The organism is Pseudomonas sp. B21-035, from assembly GCF_024748945.1.
In the GTDB taxonomy this organism is placed as follows: domain Bacteria; phylum Pseudomonadota; class Gammaproteobacteria; order Pseudomonadales; family Pseudomonadaceae; genus Aquipseudomonas.
Map to the genome: position 1 here is coordinate 1,758,323 of NZ_CP087179.1, position 19,426 is coordinate 1,777,748.

Genomic DNA, 19,426 nt, shown 5'->3' on the forward strand with positions numbered 1-19,426 from the left:
CCTCGGTTTTGTTTTTATTCTTGGAGCTGCAAGCTTCAAGCGCCAAGCTTCAAGAAGAAGCAGGAGGTCGCGCTTGGCTTGCAGCTTTTTTTTGCTTGCCGCTTACAGCTGGCAGCTTGCGGCTGCCTTAGTTGGTCGGTGCTCCCTTGGCGACCCAGGCGCCAATCAGTTCACGTTCCTGCTGGGTCATCTGCGTGATGTTGCCCAGGGGCATGATCTGCGTGGCTACCGCTTGCGCCTGGATGCGCGCGGCCTGTTGCTGGATCTGCTGCGGGGTATCGAGCATCACCCCGGCAGGGGCGGCGCTGAACAGCGGGCTGGTCGGCTTGGCCGAATGGCACACCGCGCAGCGTTCCTGGATGACGCTGTGGATCTTGTCGAAACCGGCATCGTCGAGCTTGGCGGTGGCCTCGGCCGGGGCAGCAGCAGGGGCGGCTGGCTGGGCAGGGGCGGCAGCTTGTTCGGCGGCTTTCTCGGCAGCGGTCTTGCCACCCAGGGCGGTTTCCGGCAGTGGCTGGTACTCAACCTTGGCGGCGGCCTGCTGTGGCGCAGTCGGCATCGGCGCAGGGCCGGTAACGTAAGCCAGGCAGATCATCGCCAGGGCGCCGACCGGCAGGGTCCAGGCGTACTTGTTGCTGTCATGACGGGTGTTGAAGTAGTGACGCACCAACACCGCAGCCACCGCGATACCGCCCAGGATCAACCAGTTGTACTGGCTGCCATAGGTGCTCGGGAAGTGGTTGCTGATCATGATGAACAGCACCGGCAGGGTGAAGTAGTTGTTGTGTCGCGAACGCAGCAGGCCCTTGGCCGGCAGCAGCGGGTCGGGGGTCTGGTTGGCTTCGATGGCGGCCACCAGCTGGCGCTGGGCCGGCATGATGATGCGGAACACGTTGCCGACCATGATGGTGCCGATGATCGCGCCGGTGTGCAGGTACGCGCCGCGGCCGCTGAACACCTGGCTGAAGCCGTAGCAGGCGGCAATGACCAGCACGAACAGGACCAGGCCGAGCAGGCCAGGGCGCTTGCCCAGTGGCGAGTCGCAGAGGAAGTCGTAGATGAACCAGCCGGCGATCAGCGAACCGACACCGATGGCAATCCCTTCACCACCGCTCAGGGTGCTGCCAGGGGCCAGCAGGTAGAGGGTCGGGTTCCAGTAGAACACCAGGCACAGCAGGGCGATACCCGACATCCAGGTGAAGTAGGCTTCCCATTTGAACCAGTGCAGGTTCTCCGGCATTTTTGGCGGAGCCAGCTTGTACTTCTCCAGGTGGTAGATCCCGCCACCGTGAATCGCCCAGAGATCGCCGGACAGACCGTCGCGCGGGTTGGCCCGGTTGAGGTTGTTTTCCAGCCAGACAAAGTAGAACGACGCGCCAATCCATGCCACGCCAGTGATCATGTGAACCCAACGCACGCTCAGGTTCAGCCATTCCAACAGATGTGCTTCCACAGTCTTTACCTCTACCCTGGCACCCTGTAGCCGGGCGCTCAGGTCTTCTCTTATTGGTGGGGGGCGAGGATCAATTGCTCATCCTCATTGAAAAAATGCTCATCGCAGTTGTTGCCAGTGCCACTGCGATCAACCACCAGGAAGTCATCCCGCTTTTCGATCGTCAGCACCGGGTGGTGCCAGACGCCGCGATGGTAATTGATGCCCTGCCTTCCATTACTGATGAAGGCACGGACCAGGCCTGATACAGGTGCATCGCCAACGGGCGCGACCACGATCAGAAAGGGGTTGCCGAGCAGCGGAATGAAAGCCTGGCTGCCCTGCGGATGGCGCTCCAGCATGCGTACGGTCAGGGGCATGTCCTGCGCATCGGCGCGGAAGATGCTGATGATCGCCTTGTCGTCGGGTTGTGCGGTTTCGACCGTGGCCAGACGATGGAAGCGCATGGTCGAGCCGTTGTTGATCATGAAGTGGTCGCTGCCGTCGGTTTCGATCACGTCACCGAAAGGGGCGAAGGCTTCTTTGCTCAGGGGCTCAATCACTAAAGTGCGCATGCGGATTCTCTTTATTCTGTGTTGTGGAGGGTGCCGTTGTGGCGCCGGTCAGGCCCTGGGTACGCTCGCGTCGCGCACTCGGGCCAGCCCGGCGGTCGACGCCCTTAAAGCTGCAGCAGGCGGAACAGGGCAATCAGGTTGATCTGCGCCAGCGCTTCCTTGAACTCGGCCTCGACCGAGTTGTGGATGCGCTTTTCAAAGGCGGCGAGGATCTGGTGCCGGTTACTGCCTTTGACCGCCATGATGAACGGGAACTTGAACTTTTCTTTGTAGGCATCGTTGAGTTCGGTGAAACGCTCGAACTCTTCGGCGGTGCACTGGTGGATACCGGCGCCGGCCTGTTCATTGGTGCTCGATTCGGTCAGCTCACCCTGGATCGCGGCCTTGCCGGCGAGGTCCGGGTGAGCATTGATCAGCGCCAGCTGGGCGGCGTGGTCGGCGCTCAGGAGGATGTCGCTCATGCGCTGGTGCAGGGCTTCGATCTGGTCGGCTTCGTGCAACTGGCCGAGGTCGTAGGCCTTTTCGGCAACCCATGGCGAGTGTTCGTAGATGTCGGCGAAGGCTTCGACAAACGCTGTGCGGTCCAGGGTCGAAGGCTTCAGGGTCTTGAATGCGGTCATTAGGCGTTCTCGGCTTGGAAAGGGTGGGTGGCATGCCAGTGACGGGCGATGTCCACGCGCCGGGCGAACCAGACCTGGTCATGGCTCTTGGCGTACTCGACGAAGCGCTTGAGCGCAGCCAGGCGCGCCGGGCGACCGATCAGGCGGCAGTGCAGGCCGATCGAGAGCATTTTCGGCGCCTCGGCGCCTTCTTCGTAGAGCACATCGAAGGCGTCCTTGAGGTACTGGAAGAACTGCTCGCCGCAATTGAAACCCTGTACCTGGGTGAAGCGCATGTCATTGGTGTCCAGGGTGTAGGGGATCACCAGGTGCGGCTTGTCGGTGGGGTTGTTGCGTTCCCAGTAAGGCAGGTCGTCGTCGTAGGTGTCGCTGTCGTAGAGGAAGCCGCCTTCCTCCATCACCAGGCGCCGGGTGTTCGGCCCGGTACGGCCGGTGTACCAGCCCAGCGGCCGTTCACCAGTGAGTTCGGTGAGGATGCGGATGGCTTCGAGCATGTGCTCGCGTTCCTGGGCCTCGTCCATGTTCTGGTAGTCGATCCAGCGGTAGCCGTGGCTGCAGATCTCGTGGCCGGCTTCGACCATGGCGCGGATCACGTCCGGATGGCGCTGGGCGGCCATGGCCACGGCGAAGATGGTCAGCGGCACGCCGGTGTCCTTGAACAGCTTGAGCAGGCGCCAGACGCCGGCACGGCTGCCGTACTCGTACAGCGATTCCATGCTCATGTTGCGCGCGCCCTGCAGCGGCTGGGCGGCGACCATTTCCGAGAGGAAGGCTTCGGACTCTTTGTCACCGTGAAGGATGTTGCGTTCGCCACCTTCTTCGTAGTTGAGCACGAAAGACAAAGCAATGCGGGCATTCCCCGGCCAGCGCGGATGAGGTGGGGTGTTGCCGTAACCGATCAGGTCGCGAGGGTAATCAGCGCTCACTGCAGTCTTCCTTCTTGTACGTGAATACGGAGGGCGTGGGCACCCGGGTAGGGTATCGGCCACGACGATGGAATGATTGTATACAACTTTGTTTGCGATTTGTAAGCCTGTTTTTTCGCTTTTCTTTGCCTTTTTGGCCACTCCCACCTCTATAAGGAGCCCTGCAAGAAACCTGCCTGATCGGTCAGCTAATGACGGATGCGTCGGCTATTGGCGTGGTTTTTCGACTGATGGCCTATTTACAGGGGATGAGCGGCGTGCAAGGAAAGAATACCGAATTATTGTGTACAATTTCATAGAAAAATGTCTTAATAATCCGACAGCCGCACGTTGTCGGGCTTCCTGACGCTGGCGTGCGGGTATTTTTTGCCCACAGATAGAACAGAGGCGAGCAAGCAATGGGACGTTTGACCACGCATGTACTGGATGCCGCTCATGGCTGCCCTGGCAGCTCGATCAAGGTCGAGCTGTACCGGGTCGAAGGCCAGCAGCTGGAACTGGTGAACACTACCCTGACCAACAGCGATGGCCGTTGCGACGCACCGCTGCTGCAAGGCGATGATTACCGCAGCGGCGTTTACCAGCTGCAGTTCAGCGCCGGCGACTACTACCGTGCCCGCGGCGTACAACTGCCCGAGCCTGCTTTTCTTGACGTGGTGGTACTGCGTTTCGGCATCAGCGCCGAACAGGATCACTACCACGTGCCGCTGTTGATCTCGCCTTACAGTTACTCGACCTATCGTGGAAGCTAGTTGGTCGCTAGAAGAATCTTCGTAGGTCCCTTGCCCGCTCACACTGCGGGCTTTTTTTTGCCTGTGATTTTTCTGCGGCCTCATCGCGGGTGTAGGAGCGGGCTTGACCCGCGATAGGTCCCTCGCACACAACAAAAAGCCCCACCCGAAGGTGAGGCCCTTGTCTCGCAATCGCCTTGTTTACAGGAACACAAACTTGGCAATGAAGATCGCCGTCAGCACCCACAGGCTGGCCGAGATCTCCTTGTAGCGTCCGGTCCCGGCCTTGAGCACCACATAGGTGATAAAGCCCAGGGCGATGCCGTCGGCGACCGAGAAGGTCAGCGGCATCATGATCGCGGTGACGATCGCCGGGATGCTGTCAGTGGCTTCATCCCAGTTGATGTGGGCCATGCTGCCCATCATCAGCATCGCCACATAGATCAGCGCGCCAGCGGTGGCGTAGGCAGGAATCATCCCGGCCAGCGGGGCGAAGAACATGGCGGCGATAAAGAACAGGCCGACTACCACCGCAGTCAGCCCGGTACGGCCGCCGGCGGCGACACCTGCCGCGCTCTCTACATAGCTGGTCACCGGCGGTACACCAACCACCGCGCCGAACACGCTCGAGGCGCTGTCTGCTTTAAGCGCCCGTGACAGGTTCTCGATGCGCCCGTCGGCATTCACCAGGCCGGCCCGCTGGGCCACGCCCATCAGGGTGCCGGCGGTGTCGAACATGTGCACGAAGAGGAAGGCAAACACCACCGCGATCATGCTGACGTTGAACACCCCGGCAACATCCATGGCCATCCAGGTCGGTGCCAGGCTCGGCGGCAGCGAGAACAAGCCGCCGTACTCGACCAGGCCCAGGCCCCAGCCGGCGAGGGTGACGCTGATGATGCTGATCAGGATCGCGCCGAACACCCGGTGGTAGCTGAGCACCGCGATCATCAGAAAGCAGATGGCTGCCAGCAGCGGGCCGGGCTCGTGCAGCGAGCCGAGCTTGATCAGGGTCGCCGGGCTGTCGACGACAATCCCTGCGGTTTTAAGACCGATCAGTCCGAGGAACAATCCGACGCCGGCACCCATGGCATGGCGCAGGCTGACCGGAATGCTGTTGAGCAGCCATTCGCGCACCCGCGACAAAGTCAGCAGCATGAACAGCACCCCGGAGACAAATACCGCGCCCAGCGCGGCTTCCCAGGTGTAGCCCATGGTCCCGACCACGGTGTAGGTAAAGAAGGCGTTCAGGCCCATGCCCGGTGCCAGGCCGACCGGCCAGTTGGCGTACAGGCCCATCAACAGGCAGCCGAGGGCGGCAGCGATGCAGGTGGCGACAAACGCCGCACCGTGATCGATGCCGGCATCGGCCATGATGTTGGGGTTGACGAAAATGATGTAGGCCATGGTGATGAAGGTGGTCAACCCGGCGATCATCTCGGTTTTGACGGTGGTGCCATGTAGCTTGAGTTTGAAAATCCGCTCCAGCCAGCTCGTTTCGAGCGGTGGGGCAAGATCCAGCGTAGGGGCGTCGGATTTGCGGCTTTCCACAGCGTGTACTCCTCAAGTCTTTTCTTGTTTTCCAGAACCAGTCCTGCGCACGCACTGGGGGGCTCTGTGAGGCGGATGGGATGGCAGGCCACCGGACCGTTTGTTGACTTCTGGGTCAGGAAGTTGCACGGATGGATTATGCGTTTGTATACAAAGAATGCAAATAATGTTTTCGTTGTTGTGGCCAGATAATTTGCAGGCGTAGCTATAAAGGCCATCGGCACCTGCAGAAATCCCTGCGGCTGTGTACAATGTGCCAATACCTTAATCGTTTAATTTTCTTACCAGGACTTGCCATCGCCCCTCTGGCTGGTATTACAGTCAGGGTCCGACTGGCGGATCTCCGTGCTCGAGTGCCCATGAACGAACAGCTGCAACCTCTCAAGAAACCAGTGCGTACCGGCAAGGCCGGTCGTAGCGGAACCCAGGACGATATCGTCTACGCGCACATTTTCGAGGCCATCCTCGAGCAGCGTCTGGCGCCGGGTACCAAGTTGAGCGAGGAAGCCCTGGGCGAGATCTTCGGCGTCAGCCGCACCATCATCCGTCGCGCGCTGTCGCGCCTGGCCCACGAAAGCGTGGTGCTGCTGCGGCCCAACCGCGGCGCGGTAGTGGCCAGCCCGACGGTCGAAGAGGCCCGCCAGGTGTTCTTCTCGCGGCGCATGGTAGAGCGCGCGATCACCGAGCTTGCGGTCGAGCACGCCACCGCCGAGCAACTCAACGAACTGCGCCAGATGGTCCGCGAAGAGCGCGACAGCTTCTCCCGTGGCGATCGCGGTGCCGGCATTCGCCTGTCTGGCGAGTTCCACCTGAAACTGGCGGAAGCGGCGGGCAACGCCCCGTTGATCAGCTTCCAGCGCAGCCTGGTGTCGCAAACCTCGCTGATCATCGCCCAGTACGAAAGCGGCAACCGCTCGCACTGCTCCTACGACGAGCACATGCAGCTGATCGACGCCATCGAGGCCCGTGATGTCAACCAGGCGGTGAGCCTGATGATGCACCACATGGACCACATCGACAGCAAGCTCAACCTCGACGAAGACAGCGCTTCGGATGACCTGCACGCGGTGTTCTCGCACCTGCTGCAAACCAAGAAGCGGGGTGGGGTTGCACCGCTCAAGGGTTGAAGGCCAGTAACATCAAATCGCGGGGCTTGCCCCGCGATGCGTTTCAGGCCACTGGCAGGTTATCCAGCCTCTGCTAGATTCTCACCTGATCCACCGCAAACCTTCATCAAGCAGTTGGGCTTGCGCGCTTTGCGTAGAACTTCAACTACTTGAGGACTGGTATATGTCGATGCCCCTGAGCAAACGCATGGGTGCTGAACTGATCGGGACGTTCTGGCTGGTGGTGGGTGGCTGCGGCAGTGCGGTGATCGCCGCCTCGTTCCCCATTGGTATCGGCCTGGTCGGAGTGGCCATGGCCTTCGGCCTGACCGTGCTGACCATGGCTTTCGCCATTGGCCATATTTCCGGATGCCACCTCAACCCCGCAGTGTCGGTCGGGCTGGTGGTGGGTGGGCGGTTTCCACTCAAAGACCTGCTGCCCTACGTCATCGCCCAGGTGGTCGGGGCAATTCTCGGTGCGGCGGTGATCTACTTCATTGCCAGCGGCAAGGCCGGTTTCGAGTTGTCGGCGGGGCTGGCGTCCAACGGCTATGCCGAGCATTCCCCCGGCGGCTACTCATTGGCGGCAGGCTTTGCCAGTGAAGTGGTGATGACCGCGATGTTCATCCTGATCATCATGGGCGCCACCGACAGCCGTGCCCCGGCAGGCTTTGCGCCGATTGCCATCGGCCTTGCGCTGACCTTGATCCACCTGATCTCGATACCGGTCACCAATACCTCGGTGAACCCGGCGCGCAGCACCGGCCCGGCGATTTTCGTCGGTGGCTGGGCGTTGCAGCAGCTGTGGCTGTTCTGGGTGGCGCCGCTGATCGGGGCGGTGATCGGCGGCGCGCTGTACAAGGGGCTGTTCCGCGAGCCTTAGCGCTGATGCACGCAGCGCCCGGCAGCGAAGGTCTGCTTGACGGTGCGGTCATCGCCCAGGGTCATCAGCACGAACAGCGTCTCGTCGATGCTGTTCGACTGCTGGATGCGGTAGTCCATCAACGCCGTGGCCTTGTAGTCGAGGACCACGAAGTCAGCATCGTTGCCCGGCTGCAGGCTGCCGATACGGTCATCCAGGCTCAGCGCCCGGGCGCCGCCCAGGGTTGCCAGGTACAGTGACTTGAACGGGCTCAGGCGCGCGCCCTGCAACTGCATGACCTTGTAGGCTTCGTTCAGGGTATTGAGCAGCGAGAAGCTGGTGCCGGCGCCGACGTCGGTGCCCAGGCCGACCTTGACCTTGAACTTCTCGGCCTGCGGCAGGTTGAACAGGCCGCTGCCGAGGAACAGGTTGGAAGTCGGGCAGAAGGCCACGGCCGAGCCGGTTTCGGCCAGGCGCTGACATTCGTCGTCGCACAGGTGTACGCCGTGGGCGAACACCGAGCGCTGGCCGAGCAGCTTGTAGTGATCGTAGACGTCGAGGTAGCCCTTGCGCTCCGGGAACAGCGCCTTGACCCAGTCGATCTCCTTGAGGTTCTCGCTCAGGTGGGTGTGCATGTACAGGTCGGGGTATTCGCCCAGCAGCTGGCCGGCCAGGGCCAGTTGCTCCGGAGTGCTGGTCGGCGCAAAACGCGGGGTCACTGCGTAGTGCAGGCGGCCCTTGCCATGCCAGCGCTCGATCAGCGCCTTGCTTTCTACATAACCGGATTCGGCGGTGTCGGTCAGGTAGTCCGGGGCGTTGCGGTCCATCATCACCTTGCCGGCGATCATCCGCAGGTCCAGGCGCTCGGCTTCTTCGAAGAAGGCATTGACCGATTCCGGGTGCACGCTGCCGAACACCAGGGCGGTGGTGGTGCCGTTGCGCAGCAATTCCTCGACGAAGATTTTCGCGACTTTGTCGGCATGCGCCTTGTCGGCGAACTGCTTTTCGCAGGGGAAGGTGTAGGTGTTGAGCCAGTCCAGCAGCTGCTCGCCGTAGGAACCGATCATGCCGGTCTGCGGGAAATGGATATGGGTGTCGATAAAGCCCGGGGTGATCAAGGCGTCCTGATGGTGCTCGACCTCGATGTCGGCGGCCAGGCTCGGCAGCAGGTCGCGGGCATGACCGACAGCGCTGATCTTGCCGTTGTCGATCACCAGCAGGCCGTCTTCGAAATACTGATAGGAGGCTTCGACGCCTACTTCAGCAGGGTCGGCGATGCTGTGCAGGATGGCGGCACGGTAGGCTTTGCGGGTTGCGCTCATAGGGCTCTCGTCATATGGCTTGGCTGCGCCGTGATGGCGGCAGCAATTGGGCAATGGGGCCGGCGTTGGCAGCGTTGTTGTGCTGGCCAAAGCTTGCGTTGTAGGTGGCAATGATTTCTGCGGCAATCGACACGGCAATCTCGATCGGCAGCTTGCCCTTGACCTCGGCGATGCCCATCGGGCAACGCATGCGCTGCAGGCGCTCCTCGGCAAAGCCGCGCTCGCGCAGGCGATGCTCGAACTTGACGCGTTTGGTCTTCGAGCCGATCAGGCCGAACCAGGTGAAATCATTGCGCTTGAGGATCGCCGCGGTCAGTTCCAGATCCAGTTGATGGTTATGGGTCATGACGATGCAGTAGCTGCCAGCGGGCAGCTCATCGACTTCATCCACCGGCTCTTCACTGACGATCTTGCTGACCCCGGCGGGAATGCTCTCGGGGAATTCCTGCTCGCGCGAATCGATCCAGCGCACCTTGCAGGGCAGGGCGGCGAGCAAGGGTACCAGAGCGCGGCCGACATGGCCTGCGCCGAAGACGGCAATCTGCGCCTGAACCTGGCCCATCGGCTCAAACAGCAGCACGGTGGCACCGCCGCAGCACTGGCCGAGGCTGGCGCCGAGGCTGAAGCGCTCCAGGTGCGGCGCTTCGCGGCGCTCGGCGAGCATTTGCCGGGCGATATGCATGGCCTTGTATTCCAGGTGGCCACCGCCGATGGTGTCAAACAACTGCTCGGCGCTGACGACCATCTTCGAGCCGGCGTTGCGCGGCGTCGAGCCGCGCTCTTCGATGATGGTCACCAGTACGCAGGGCTCGCCGCGGGACTGCAGGTCGGACAGGGCGTTGATCCAGGTGTGCATGTTCAGTTACCTATGTGGTGCCTGTTCTGGCCTCATCGCGGGTCAAGCCCGCTCCCACAGTAGTCCACTGTGGGAGCGGGCTTGACCCGCGATTGGCGCCCTACGGAGCGACTGTCTCAACCTCGGCAGCAGGCTGCTGCGCCGCCAGCGCCTTGCGCATCTGCTCGCAGCCCCAGAGCACCCGCTCCGGCGTCGCTGGCGCATCGATCAGCGGATGCACGCGGTAGTCGCCAAGGCTGGCCACGGCGTCCTTGATCGCGCACCAGGCGGCAATGCCGAGCATGAACGGCGGCTCGCCCACGGCCTTGGAATGGAACACCGTGTCTTCCGGGTTCTTGCGGTTTTCCACCAGTTTCACCCGCAAATCCACCGGCATATCCGCTACCGCCGGGATCTTGTAGCTGGCCGGGCCGTTGGTCATCAGCTTGCCCTTGGCGTTCCACACCAGCTCTTCGGTGGTCAGCCAGCCCATGCCCTGGATGAAACCACCCTCGACCTGGCCGATGTCGATGGCCGGGTTCAGCGAGGCGCCGACGTCGTGCAGGATGTCGGTGCGCAGCATCTTGTACTCGCCGGTCAGGGTGTCGACGATCACCTCGGCGCAGGCTGCGCCGAAGGCGAAGTAGTAGAACGGCCGGCCGCGGGCCTGGCTGCGGTCGTAATAGATCTTCGGGGTCTTGTAGAAACCGGTGCTCGACAGCGACACCTGGGCGAAATAGGCCTGTTGTACCAGCGCTTCGAAACTGAGGATTTCATCGCGCACGCGCACATGGCCGTTACGGAATTCGACGTCCTCTTCACTGACCTTGTACTGGCGTGCGGCAAATTCGGTCAGGCGCTGCTTGAGGATCTCGGCGGCATTCTGCGCCGCCTTGCCGTTCAAGTCGGCGCCGCTGGAAGCCGCGGTCGGCGAGGTGTTGGGCACCTTGTCGGTGTTGGTCGCGGTGATCTGGATACGCTGGAAATCCACCTGGAACACTTCGGCTACCACCTGCGCGACCTTGGTGTTCAGGCCCTGGCCCATCTCGGTGCCACCGTGGTTCAGGTGAATGCTGCCATCGGTGTAAATATGCACCAGGGCGCCGGCCTGGTTGAGGAAGCTGGCGGTGAACGAGATGCCGAATTTTACCGGGGTCAGCGCCAGGCCTTTTTTCAGGATCGGGCTGTTGGCGTTGAAGCGGCGGATCGATTCGCGGCGCTCGGCGTAGTCACTGCTGGCTTCGAGCTCGGCAGTGATCTCTTCGAGCATGTTGTGCTCGACGGTCTGGTAGTAGTGGGTGACGTTGCGCTCGGTCTTTCCGTAGTAGTTGGCCTTGCGCACCGCCAGCGGGTCGAGGGCCAGGTGGCGGGCGATATGGTCCATCACCTCCTCGATGGCGACCATGCCTTGCGGGCCGCCGAAGCCACGGTAGGCAGTGTTGGAGGCGGTGTTGGTCTTGCAACGGTGGCCGTGGATGGTGGCATCGCCGAGGTAATAGGCGTTGTCGGCGTGGAACATCGCACGGTCGACGATAGAGGCCGAGAGGTCCGGCGAGCAACCGCAGTTGCCGGCCAGGTCGAAATTGATGCCATGCAGGCGGCCGTTGTCATCGAAGCCGACGTCGTACTCGATATAGAACGGGTGGCGTTTGCCGGTCATCAGCATGTCCTCGACCCGCGGCAGGCGCATCTTGGTCGGCTGGCCGGTGAGGTGGGCAATGACCGCGCACAGGCAGGCGGGGCTTGCCGCCTGGGTTTCCTTGCCGCCGAAACCGCCGCCCATGCGGCGCATGTCGACGACGATGTTGTTCATCGGCACGTCGAGCACTTCGGCCACCAGCTTCTGCACTTCGGTGGGGTTCTGGGTCGAGCAGTAGACGATCATCCCGCCGTCTTCGGTAGGCATTACCGAGGAGATCTGGGTTTCCAGGTAGAAGTGCTCCTGGCCGCCGATGTGCAGGCTGCCCTGCAGGCGGTGCGGGGCGCTGGCCAGGGCGCTGACCGAATCGCCGCGCTGGTGGGTGTGGCTGTCGAGCACGAAGTGCTTCTTGCGCAGTGCCTCGACCACATCCAGCACCGGCTCCAGGTCTTCGTACTCGATGATCGCGGCCATCGCCGCGCGGCGCGCGGTATCCAGGTCACGGGCAGCGACGGCAACCACTGGCTGGCCGACGAACTCGACGGTGTCGATCGCCAGCAGCGGGTCGCCGGGCAGCAGCGGGCCGATGTCCTTGAGGCCCGGCACATCTTCATGGGTGATGGCGATGCGCACGCCCTCGAAGGCGTAGCAGGGGCTGGTGTCGATGCTCAGCACCCGGGCGTGGGCGCGGTCGGACAGGCGCGCATACACATGCAACTGGTTGGGAAACTCCAGACGGTCATCGATGTACACCGCTTCGCCCGACACATGTTTGTCGGCACTGTCGTGCTTGAGGCTGCGGCCGACCCCGGTGGTCAGGTCCTGGCTGAACAGTTCTGCCATTTCGGCCTGGCTTTTGGCGACGTGATGGTTAGACATAAGCGGTCACCCGAGTTTCGATGTGCGGCGTTTGCAGTTCGATGAAGTACTTGCGCAGCAGGTTCTGCGCGCTGAGCAGGCGGTATTCCTTGCTCGCCCGGAAATCCGAGAGCGGGGTGAAGTCTTCGGCCAGGGCCTGGCAGGCGCGCTCGACGCTGGCCTGGTTCCAGGCCTTGCCGACCAGCGCCGCTTCGCAGGCGCGGGCGCGCTTGGGAATCGCCGCCATGCCGCCGAAGGCGATGCGCGCTGCGCCGACAACACCGTTCTCGATACGCAGGTTGAATGCCGCGCAGACTGCCGAGATGTCATCGTCCAGGCGCTTGGACACCTTGTAGGCGCGGAACGCCCAGTCGGCGCGGGCCCGTGGCACGATGATCTTCTCGATGAACTCGCTTTCCTGACGCGCGGTGATCCGGTAGTCGATGAAGTAGTCTTCCAGGGCCAGGGTGCGGGTGTTGTCACCTTTGCGCAGGACGATCTGCGCATCCAGGGCAATCAGCAGGGGCGGCGAGTCGCCGATCGGCGAGGCGTTGCCGATGTTGCCGCCCAGGGTGCCTTGGTTGCGGATCTGCAGCGAGGCGAAGCGGTGCAGCAGTTCGCCAAAATCCGGGTATTCGCGGCTCAGGGCGTCGTAGCAGTCGGTCAATGGCGTGGCCGCGCCGATTTCCAGGTGTTCGGCTTGAGTGTCGATGCGCTTGAGTTCGGCGACGTTGCCGACATAGATCATCACCGGCAGGGTCTTGTGGAACTGGGTGACTTCCAGCGCCAGGTCGGTGCCGCCGGCCAGCAAGCGGGCTTCGGGGTGCGAACCGTACAGCTCGGCCAGGTCGGCCACGGTCAGCGGCACCAAGCAGCGCTTGTCGCCGCTGTTGAGCTCGCCGGTTTCGCTTGGGGCGATGGCTTTGAGGCGGGCGATGGTCTGCGCTTGGCCGCTGTCGAACTGATCCGGCTGGGCCTGGCAGCACGACTGCTCGGCGGCGGCGAGGATCGGCCGGTAGCCGGTGCAGCGGCAGAGGTTGCCGGCCAGGGCTTCCTGGGCCTTGTGCAGATCGGGTGCGTCGCTGTTCTTTTGCAGGGCGAACAACGACATGACAAAGCCCGGAGTACAGAAGCCGCATTGCGAGCCGTGGCAATCGGCCATGGCCTGTTGCACGCTGTGCAGCTTGCCCTGGTGCTTGAGCCCTTCGACGCTGATCAGCTGTTTGCCGTGCAGCGAGGAGACAAAAGTCAGGCACGAGTTGAGGCTGCGGTAGCGAATGTGCTCGCCGCCGTCCTCGCCCTCGGCCAGCTCGCCGACCACCACGGTGCAGGCGCCACAGTCGCCGCTGGCGCAGCCTTCCTTGGTACCGGACTTGCCCAGGTGTTCACGAAGGTACTCGAGCACGGTCAGGTTGGGGTCCAGGGCATGCTCACTGCGCAGCTCCTGGTTAAGTAGAAACTGGATCACGGGAAGGCCTCACAAGCGACTTATTGTTGTTGAGCGGACTGTAAGCAGACTTGATTTTCAGGTCAACAATTTTCTGACCTTTGGGTCAGGAAATTTCTCGTGGCGCTTCCGCCCTTTCACAGGTGCTCTGTTATGAGCATAGTTGGCCCTGCGTGATCCGAATCTTTTGCGCCAATCGTGCCAACTTCTGCTGCATGGCCACTGCGCGGCGCGGGGGCAAGTGCGCTACAATTCGGCGCTTGTGCACAGTTCAATGATTTTGAAGGAAAACCATGACGTTCAAGGCGCCGGACAGCCTCTCCGAGCAAATTGCCCATTATCTGGCCGAGCGGATCATCCGCGGCGAGCTCAAGCCCGCCGAGCGGATCCAGGAGCAGAAGGTCACCCAGGCATTGAATGTCAGCCGTGGCTCGGTGCGCGAGGCGCTGTTGATCCTCGAACGCCGCCACCTGGTGACCATCCTGCCGCGCCGTGGCGCCCATGTGACCGAGCTCAATGAGCACAATGTGCGCAGCCTGTGCACGCTGATGGGCGAGCTGTACAACCTGCTCGGCAACGCCGTGGCCCTTAACTGGCGCAACGATGGCGATTTGCATCCGTTCCTCAAGATCCAGCAGCGCCTGACCGGCGCGTTCGAGCGCCAGGACATCCGCGCCTTCGTCGATGAAAGCTTCGCGGTGATGCGCGCCGCCTATCCGTTTGCCAACAATCCGTACCTGCAGGAAACCGTCGAGAACCTGCAGCCGGCCATGAGTCGTACCTATTATCTGGCGCTGGACCAGCGCAAGGCCAACATGAACGACTTCCTGGTGTTGTTCGCCAACCTGCTCGAAGCCGTGGTGGCCCGAGACCAGGTGCGTATCCGCACGGTATTGGCCGAGTACTGCCAGCGCAGCTGCGAGCTGGTGCTGGCGGCGCTGGCGACTGCCTGAGCATGCGCTTAAAGTGCATTCGCCTGGCCGGGTTCAAGTCGTTCGTCGACCCGACCACGGTCAACTTCCCCAGCAACATGGCAGCGGTGGTCGGGCCCAATGGCTGCGGCAAGTCCAACATCATCGACGCGGTGCGCTGGGTGATGGGCGAAAGCTCGGCGAAAAACCTGCGTGGCGAGTCGATGACCGACGTCATCTTCAATGGCTCGACCAGCCGCAAGCCAGTGAGCCAGGCCAGTATCGAACTGGTCTTCGACAACTCCGACAGTACCCTGGTCGGTGAGTACGCGGCGTATGCGGAAATCTCCATTCGCCGCAAGGTGACCCGCGACGGGCAGAACACCTACTACCTTAACGGCGCTAAATGCCGGCGCCGGGACATTACCGATATCTTCCTCGGCACCGGCCTGGGCCCGCGCAGCTATTCGATCATCGAGCAGGGGATGATCTCCAAGCTGATCGAAGCCAAGCCCGAGGACCTGCGCAATTTCATCGAAGAAGCGGCGGGCATCTCCAAGTACAAGGAGCGCCGGCGCGAGACCGAGAACCGCATCCGCCGTACCCACGAGAACCTCGAACGCCTGACCGACCTGCGCGAAGAGCTCGAGCGCCAGCTCGAACGTCTGCATCGCCAGGCCCAGGCGGCCGAGAAGTACAAGGAATACAAGGCCGAGGAACGCCAGCTCAAGGCGCAACTGGCAGCCCTGCGCTGGCAGGCCCTGAACGATCAGGTCGGCCAGCGCGAAGCGGTGATTGGCGATCAGGAAGTGGCCTTCGAAGCGCTGGTGGCCGAGCAGCGCAATGCCGATGCCAGCATCGAGCGCCTGCGTGATGGCCATCACGAGCTGTCCGAGCGTTTCAACCTGGTGCAGGGGCGTTTCTATTCGGTTGGCGGCGATATCGCCCGGGTCGAGCAGAGCATCCAGCACGGCCAGCAGCGCTTGCGCCAGTTGCAGGATGACTTCAAGGAAGCCGAGCGCGCGCGCCTCGAAACCGAGTCGCACCTGGGCCACGACCGCACGATGCTCGCCACCCTGGGCGAAGAGCTGCAGATGCTCGAACCCGAGCAGGAGCTGACCCTGGCCGCCGCCGAAGACGCCGCCGCCACCCTGGAAGACGCCGAAACCACCATGCACGGCTGGCAGGAGCAGTGGGACAGCTTCAACACCCGCTCGGCCGAACCGCGGCGCCAGGCCGAAGTGCAGCAGGCGCGTATCCAGCAGCTGGAAACCAGCCTCGAGCGCTTGGCCGAGCGCCAGCGCAAGCTTGGCGAAGAGCGCGACCAGCTCAGCGCCGACCCGGAAGACGCGGCAATCCTCGAGCTGGGCGAGCAGGTGGCCAGCAGTGAATTGCTGCTCGAAGAACTACAGCTAGAAGAGCTGCAGGTCGTCGAGCAGCTAGAAACCCTGCGCGAACAACTGCAGCAGGCGGTGCAGGCCCAGCAGCAAGCCCAGGGCGAATTGCAGCGCCTGGGCGGCCGCCTGGCTTCGCTCGAAGCCTTGCAGCAGGCGGCGCTCGACCCCGGCACCGGCACCGCGCAATGGCTGCGCGAGCAGGGCCTGGAGCAGCGTCCGCGCCTGGCTGAAGGCCTGCGCGTCGAGCCGGGTTGGGAGCTGGCGGTGGAAACCGTGCTCGGCGCCGACCTGCAGGCGGTAGTGGTCGAAGACTTCAATGGCCTGGACCTCAGTGCCTTCGATCAGGGCGAGTTGCGCCTGCTCGCCAGCCGCGGCGAAGGCGTGCGTATTCCCGGCAGCCTGCTCGACAAGGTCGAGGGGCGCATCGATCTGGCGCCCTGGCTCGGCCAGGTCAAACCGGTGGAGAGCCTCGATCAGGCCCTGGCCTTGCGCGCTCAGCTGGCAGACGGGCAAAGCCTGATCAGCCGTGACGGCTACTGGGTTGGCCGGCACTTTTTGCGTGTCAGCCGCGCCAGCGACGCCCAGGGTGGCGTACTCGCCCGTGGGCAGGAACTGGAGCGCCTGGGCCAAGAACTGCAAGAGCATGAAGCGGCGCTGGAGCTACTGGAAACCAGATTGCAGGAACTGCGCGAGCAGCAGCAAGAACTGGAAGAGCGCCGCGAGCAGTTGCGTCGCAGCGCCCAGGACCAAGCGCGCCAGCAAAGCGAGCTCAACGCCAGGCTCTCGGCCGGCAAGGCCCGCGCCGAGCAGTTGAGCCTGCGCCGCCGGCGTCTGGAAGAAGAGCTCGCCGAGCTGCTTGAACAACGCAGCATCGAGCACGAAAACCTCGGTGAGTCGCGCCTGCAGCTGCAGGAAGCCCTCGACCTGATGGCCCAGGACACCGAACAGCGCGAACTGTTGCTGGCCCAACGCGACAGCCTGCGCGAGCGCCTCGACCGGGTGCGCCAGGAAGCCCGCCAGCACAAGGACCACGGCCACCAGCTGGCCGTGCGCCTGGGGTCGCTGCGCGCCCAGCACGATTCCACCCGCCAGGCCCTGGAGCGGCTGGAGCTGCAGTTCGAGCGCCTGAGCGAAAAACGCGAACAGCTGACCCTGAACCTGGAGGAGGGCGAGGCACCGCTCGAAGAGCTGCGCCTCAAGCTTGAAGAGCTGCTGGAAAAACGCATGAGCGTCGACGACGAGATGCGTCAGGCGCGCCTGCACATGGACGAAGCCGACCGCGAGCTGCGTGATGCCGAAAAACGCCGCACCCAGGCCGAACAGCAATCGCAGTTGCTGCGTGGCCAGCTCGAGCAGCACCGCCTGGAGTGGCAAGGGCTGAGCGTGCGGCGCAAGACCTTGCAGGAGCAACTGCTCGCCGACGGTTACGACCTCGACGGGGTGCTGGCGACCCTGGGCGAGCAGGCCAGCGAGCAGGAAGCCGAACAGGAGCTCGAACGCATCGATGCGCGTATCCAGCGCCTGGGTGCGATCAACCTGGCGGCCATCGACGAGTACCAGCAGCAGTCCGAACGCAAGCGCTACCTGGATGCCCAGGACGCCGATCTGGTCGAAGCCCTGGACACCCTCGAGAACGTCATTCGCAAGATCGACAAGGAAACCCGCAACCGCTTCAAAGATACCTTTGATCAGATAAATGCCGGATTACAGGCACTTTTCCCAAAAGTTTTCGGTGGCGGCAGCGCTTACCTGGAACTGACGGGCGAAGATCTACTCGATACAGGGGTGACGATCATGGCGCGGCCACCGGGCAAGAAGAACAGCACCATCCACCTGCTCTCGGGCGGTGAGAAAGCGCTGACCGCCCTGGCCCTGGTATTTGCCATTTTCAAGTTGAACCCGGCACCGTTCTGCATGCTCGATGAAGTCGATGCGCCACTGGACGATGCCAACGTCGGGCGTTACGCCCGGCTGGTGAAAGAGATGAGCCAGACGGTGCAGTTCATCTACATCACCCACAACAAGATTGCCATGGAGATGGCCGATCAACTGATGGGCGTGACCATGCATGAACCGGGGTGTTCACGGCTGGTGGCGGTGGATGTGGAGGAGGCGATGGCCATGGTCGACGCCTGATTTGAAGCAATAACGCGTGAACCTGCGGTAAATGGCCCTGTCAGTTGCGACAGACGGTGTAAAGTTATCTTTGGTCGTGCTAGCTTAATGTCACTTATTTTTTTGCGTGGGTAAAACGCCTGTCAGAACATAGAGTTGGCGCCACGTTTTAAAGGGGTTTAAACCCTTTATTTTTCAGCATTTTTTACAGAGGCACGGGATTACATGGAAATCGGTCTGCGCGAGTGGCTGATCGTCATCGGCATTATTGTCATTGCCGGTATTCTTTTCGACGGCTGGCGCCGCATGCGCGGCGGCAAGGGCAAGTTGAAATTCCGTCTGGACCGCAGCTTTTCCAACCTGCCGGACGATGACAGCTCCCCTGAAGTGATCGGTGAGCCGCGTGTGCTCGACAACCACAAAGAGCCAGCGCTGGACGAACACGATCTGCCGTCGATGAGTGCCGGGCGTGAGCGTGAGCGTGAACCCAAGGTCGGCAAGAGCAAGCGCAACAAGCGCGGCAGCGAGCCTCAGCAGGGCGACCTGAACCTGGCCGCCGAACCGCGTGAGCCGGACCTGTTTGGCAATGCCGACGACGACTTCCCGGATGAAAGCCCGAAAACCAGCGGCTACGGTTCCGCGCCGGACAAAGACCTGCCGCCGGTTGAAGAAGTACTGGTGATCAGTGTGATTTCCCGCGATGAAGGCGGCTTCAAGGGCCCGGCATTGCTGCAGAACATTCTTGAAAGCGGCCTGCGCTTTGGTGAAATGGATATCTTCCACCGTCACGAAAGCATGGCCGGTAATGGCGAAGTACTCTTCTCGATGGCCAACGCGGTCAAGCCCGGTGTGTTCGACCTCGACGACATCGATCACTTCAGCACTCGCGCGGTGAGCTTCTTCCTCGGCCTGCCAGGCCCGCGTCACCCCAAGCAGGCCTTCGACGTGATGGTGGCGGCAGCGCGCAAGCTGGCCCACGAACTCAATGGCGAGCTCAAGGATGACCAGCGCAGCGTGATGACCGCGCAGACCATCGAGCACTACCGCCAGCGCATTGTCGAGTTCGAGCGCCGCGCGCTGACCCAGAAGCGCTAGTAGG

General features: G+C 62.5%; 15 protein-coding genes. 6 read left to right on the plus strand and 9 right to left on the minus strand.

Annotation, left to right across the window (positions count from 1 at the left end):
* Window positions 1–127: 127 nt before the first annotated feature.
* The 4 genes from LOY22_RS08160 to puuE form a co-directional block, all read right to left on the minus strand.
* Complete coding sequence (locus LOY22_RS08160; protein WP_045200420.1) at window positions 128–1,453, minus strand: urate hydroxylase PuuD; 1,326 nt, start codon at window positions 1,451–1,453, stop codon at window positions 128–130.
* A gap of 50 nt (window positions 1,454–1,503) precedes the next feature.
* Entirely contained in the window at window positions 1,504–2,007 is a 504-nt protein-coding gene (locus LOY22_RS08165) for an ureidoglycolate lyase (RefSeq protein WP_045200421.1), read from the minus strand.
* Window positions 2,008–2,111: 104 nt separating this feature from the next.
* Window positions 2,112–2,627, minus strand: a complete 516-nt coding sequence (gene uraD, locus LOY22_RS08170; protein WP_045200422.1) for a 2-oxo-4-hydroxy-4-carboxy-5-ureidoimidazoline decarboxylase — start codon at window positions 2,625–2,627, stop codon at window positions 2,112–2,114.
* Complete coding sequence (puuE, locus tag LOY22_RS08175) at window positions 2,627–3,553, minus strand: allantoinase PuuE (RefSeq protein WP_045200424.1); 927 nt, start codon at window positions 3,551–3,553, stop codon at window positions 2,627–2,629. Before puuE ends, uraD begins: the two co-directional genes overlap by 1 nt.
* Window positions 3,554–3,951: 398 nt before the next feature.
* Between puuE and uraH the strand changes: the two genes are divergently transcribed.
* Complete coding sequence (uraH, locus tag LOY22_RS08180) at window positions 3,952–4,305, plus strand: hydroxyisourate hydrolase (protein ID WP_010225132.1); 354 nt, start codon at window positions 3,952–3,954, stop codon at window positions 4,303–4,305.
* Window positions 4,306–4,485: 180 nt separating this feature from the next.
* Here the strand turns inward: uraH and LOY22_RS08185 are convergent, their stop codons facing one another.
* Window positions 4,486–5,835: an NCS2 family permease gene (locus LOY22_RS08185; protein WP_045200426.1), complete on the minus strand. Its 1,350-nt coding sequence runs from the start codon at window positions 5,833–5,835 to the stop codon at window positions 4,486–4,488.
* Window positions 5,836–6,194: 359 nt separating this feature from the next.
* On the opposite strand from LOY22_RS08185, the gene LOY22_RS08190 reads away from it, so the two are divergent.
* Window positions 6,195–6,962 (plus strand): GntR family transcriptional regulator, encoded by a 768-nt coding sequence (locus LOY22_RS08190; RefSeq protein ID WP_036994364.1) that lies wholly within the window; start codon window positions 6,195–6,197, stop codon window positions 6,960–6,962.
* A 169-nt stretch (window positions 6,963–7,131) separates the two neighbouring features.
* Entirely contained in the window at window positions 7,132–7,824 is a 693-nt protein-coding gene (aqpZ, locus tag LOY22_RS08195) for an aquaporin Z (RefSeq protein ID WP_371128685.1), read from the plus strand.
* Here the strand turns inward: aqpZ and guaD are convergent.
* The 4 genes from guaD to xdhA form a co-directional block, all read right to left on the minus strand.
* Window positions 7,821–9,125 carry a guanine deaminase gene (gene guaD / locus LOY22_RS08200; protein WP_045200430.1) on the minus strand — a complete coding sequence of 435 codons (1,305 nt, stop codon included), beginning with the start codon at window positions 9,123–9,125 and terminating at the stop codon, window positions 7,821–7,823. The two genes, aqpZ and guaD, sit on opposite strands and share 4 nt — an antisense overlap.
* A 10-nt stretch (window positions 9,126–9,135) precedes the next feature.
* Window positions 9,136–9,981 (minus strand): xanthine dehydrogenase accessory protein XdhC, encoded by an 846-nt coding sequence (gene xdhC, locus LOY22_RS08205; protein ID WP_045200432.1) that lies wholly within the window; start codon window positions 9,979–9,981, stop codon window positions 9,136–9,138.
* 100 nt (window positions 9,982–10,081) lie between these two features.
* Window positions 10,082–12,478, minus strand: a complete 2,397-nt coding sequence (xdhB, locus tag LOY22_RS08210) for a xanthine dehydrogenase molybdopterin binding subunit (RefSeq protein WP_195883397.1) — start codon at window positions 12,476–12,478, stop codon at window positions 10,082–10,084.
* Window positions 12,471–13,925 (minus strand): xanthine dehydrogenase small subunit, encoded by a 1,455-nt coding sequence (gene xdhA, locus LOY22_RS08215; protein ID WP_093385476.1) that lies wholly within the window; start codon window positions 13,923–13,925, stop codon window positions 12,471–12,473. The genes xdhB and xdhA overlap by 8 nt, the downstream gene beginning before the upstream one ends.
* Window positions 13,926–14,197: 272 nt before the next feature.
* Between xdhA and LOY22_RS08220 the strand changes: the two genes are divergently transcribed.
* The 3 genes from LOY22_RS08220 (at window position 14,198) to zipA (ending at window position 19,422) form a co-directional block, all read left to right on the plus strand.
* Window positions 14,198–14,857 (plus strand): GntR family transcriptional regulator, encoded by a 660-nt coding sequence (locus tag LOY22_RS08220; RefSeq protein ID WP_045200438.1) that lies wholly within the window; start codon window positions 14,198–14,200, stop codon window positions 14,855–14,857.
* A gap of 2 nt (window positions 14,858–14,859) precedes the next feature.
* Window positions 14,860–18,348 carry a chromosome segregation protein SMC gene (gene smc, locus LOY22_RS08225; RefSeq protein ID WP_258597099.1) on the plus strand — a complete coding sequence of 1,163 codons (3,489 nt, stop codon included), beginning with the start codon at window positions 14,860–14,862 and terminating at the stop codon, window positions 18,346–18,348.
* Window positions 18,349–18,552: 204 nt separating this feature from the next.
* Window positions 18,553–19,422, plus strand: coding sequence for a cell division protein ZipA (zipA, locus tag LOY22_RS08230; protein WP_045200443.1), 870 nt, complete (start codon window positions 18,553–18,555; stop codon window positions 19,420–19,422).
* The last annotated feature ends 4 nt before the right edge of the window (window positions 19,423–19,426 follow it).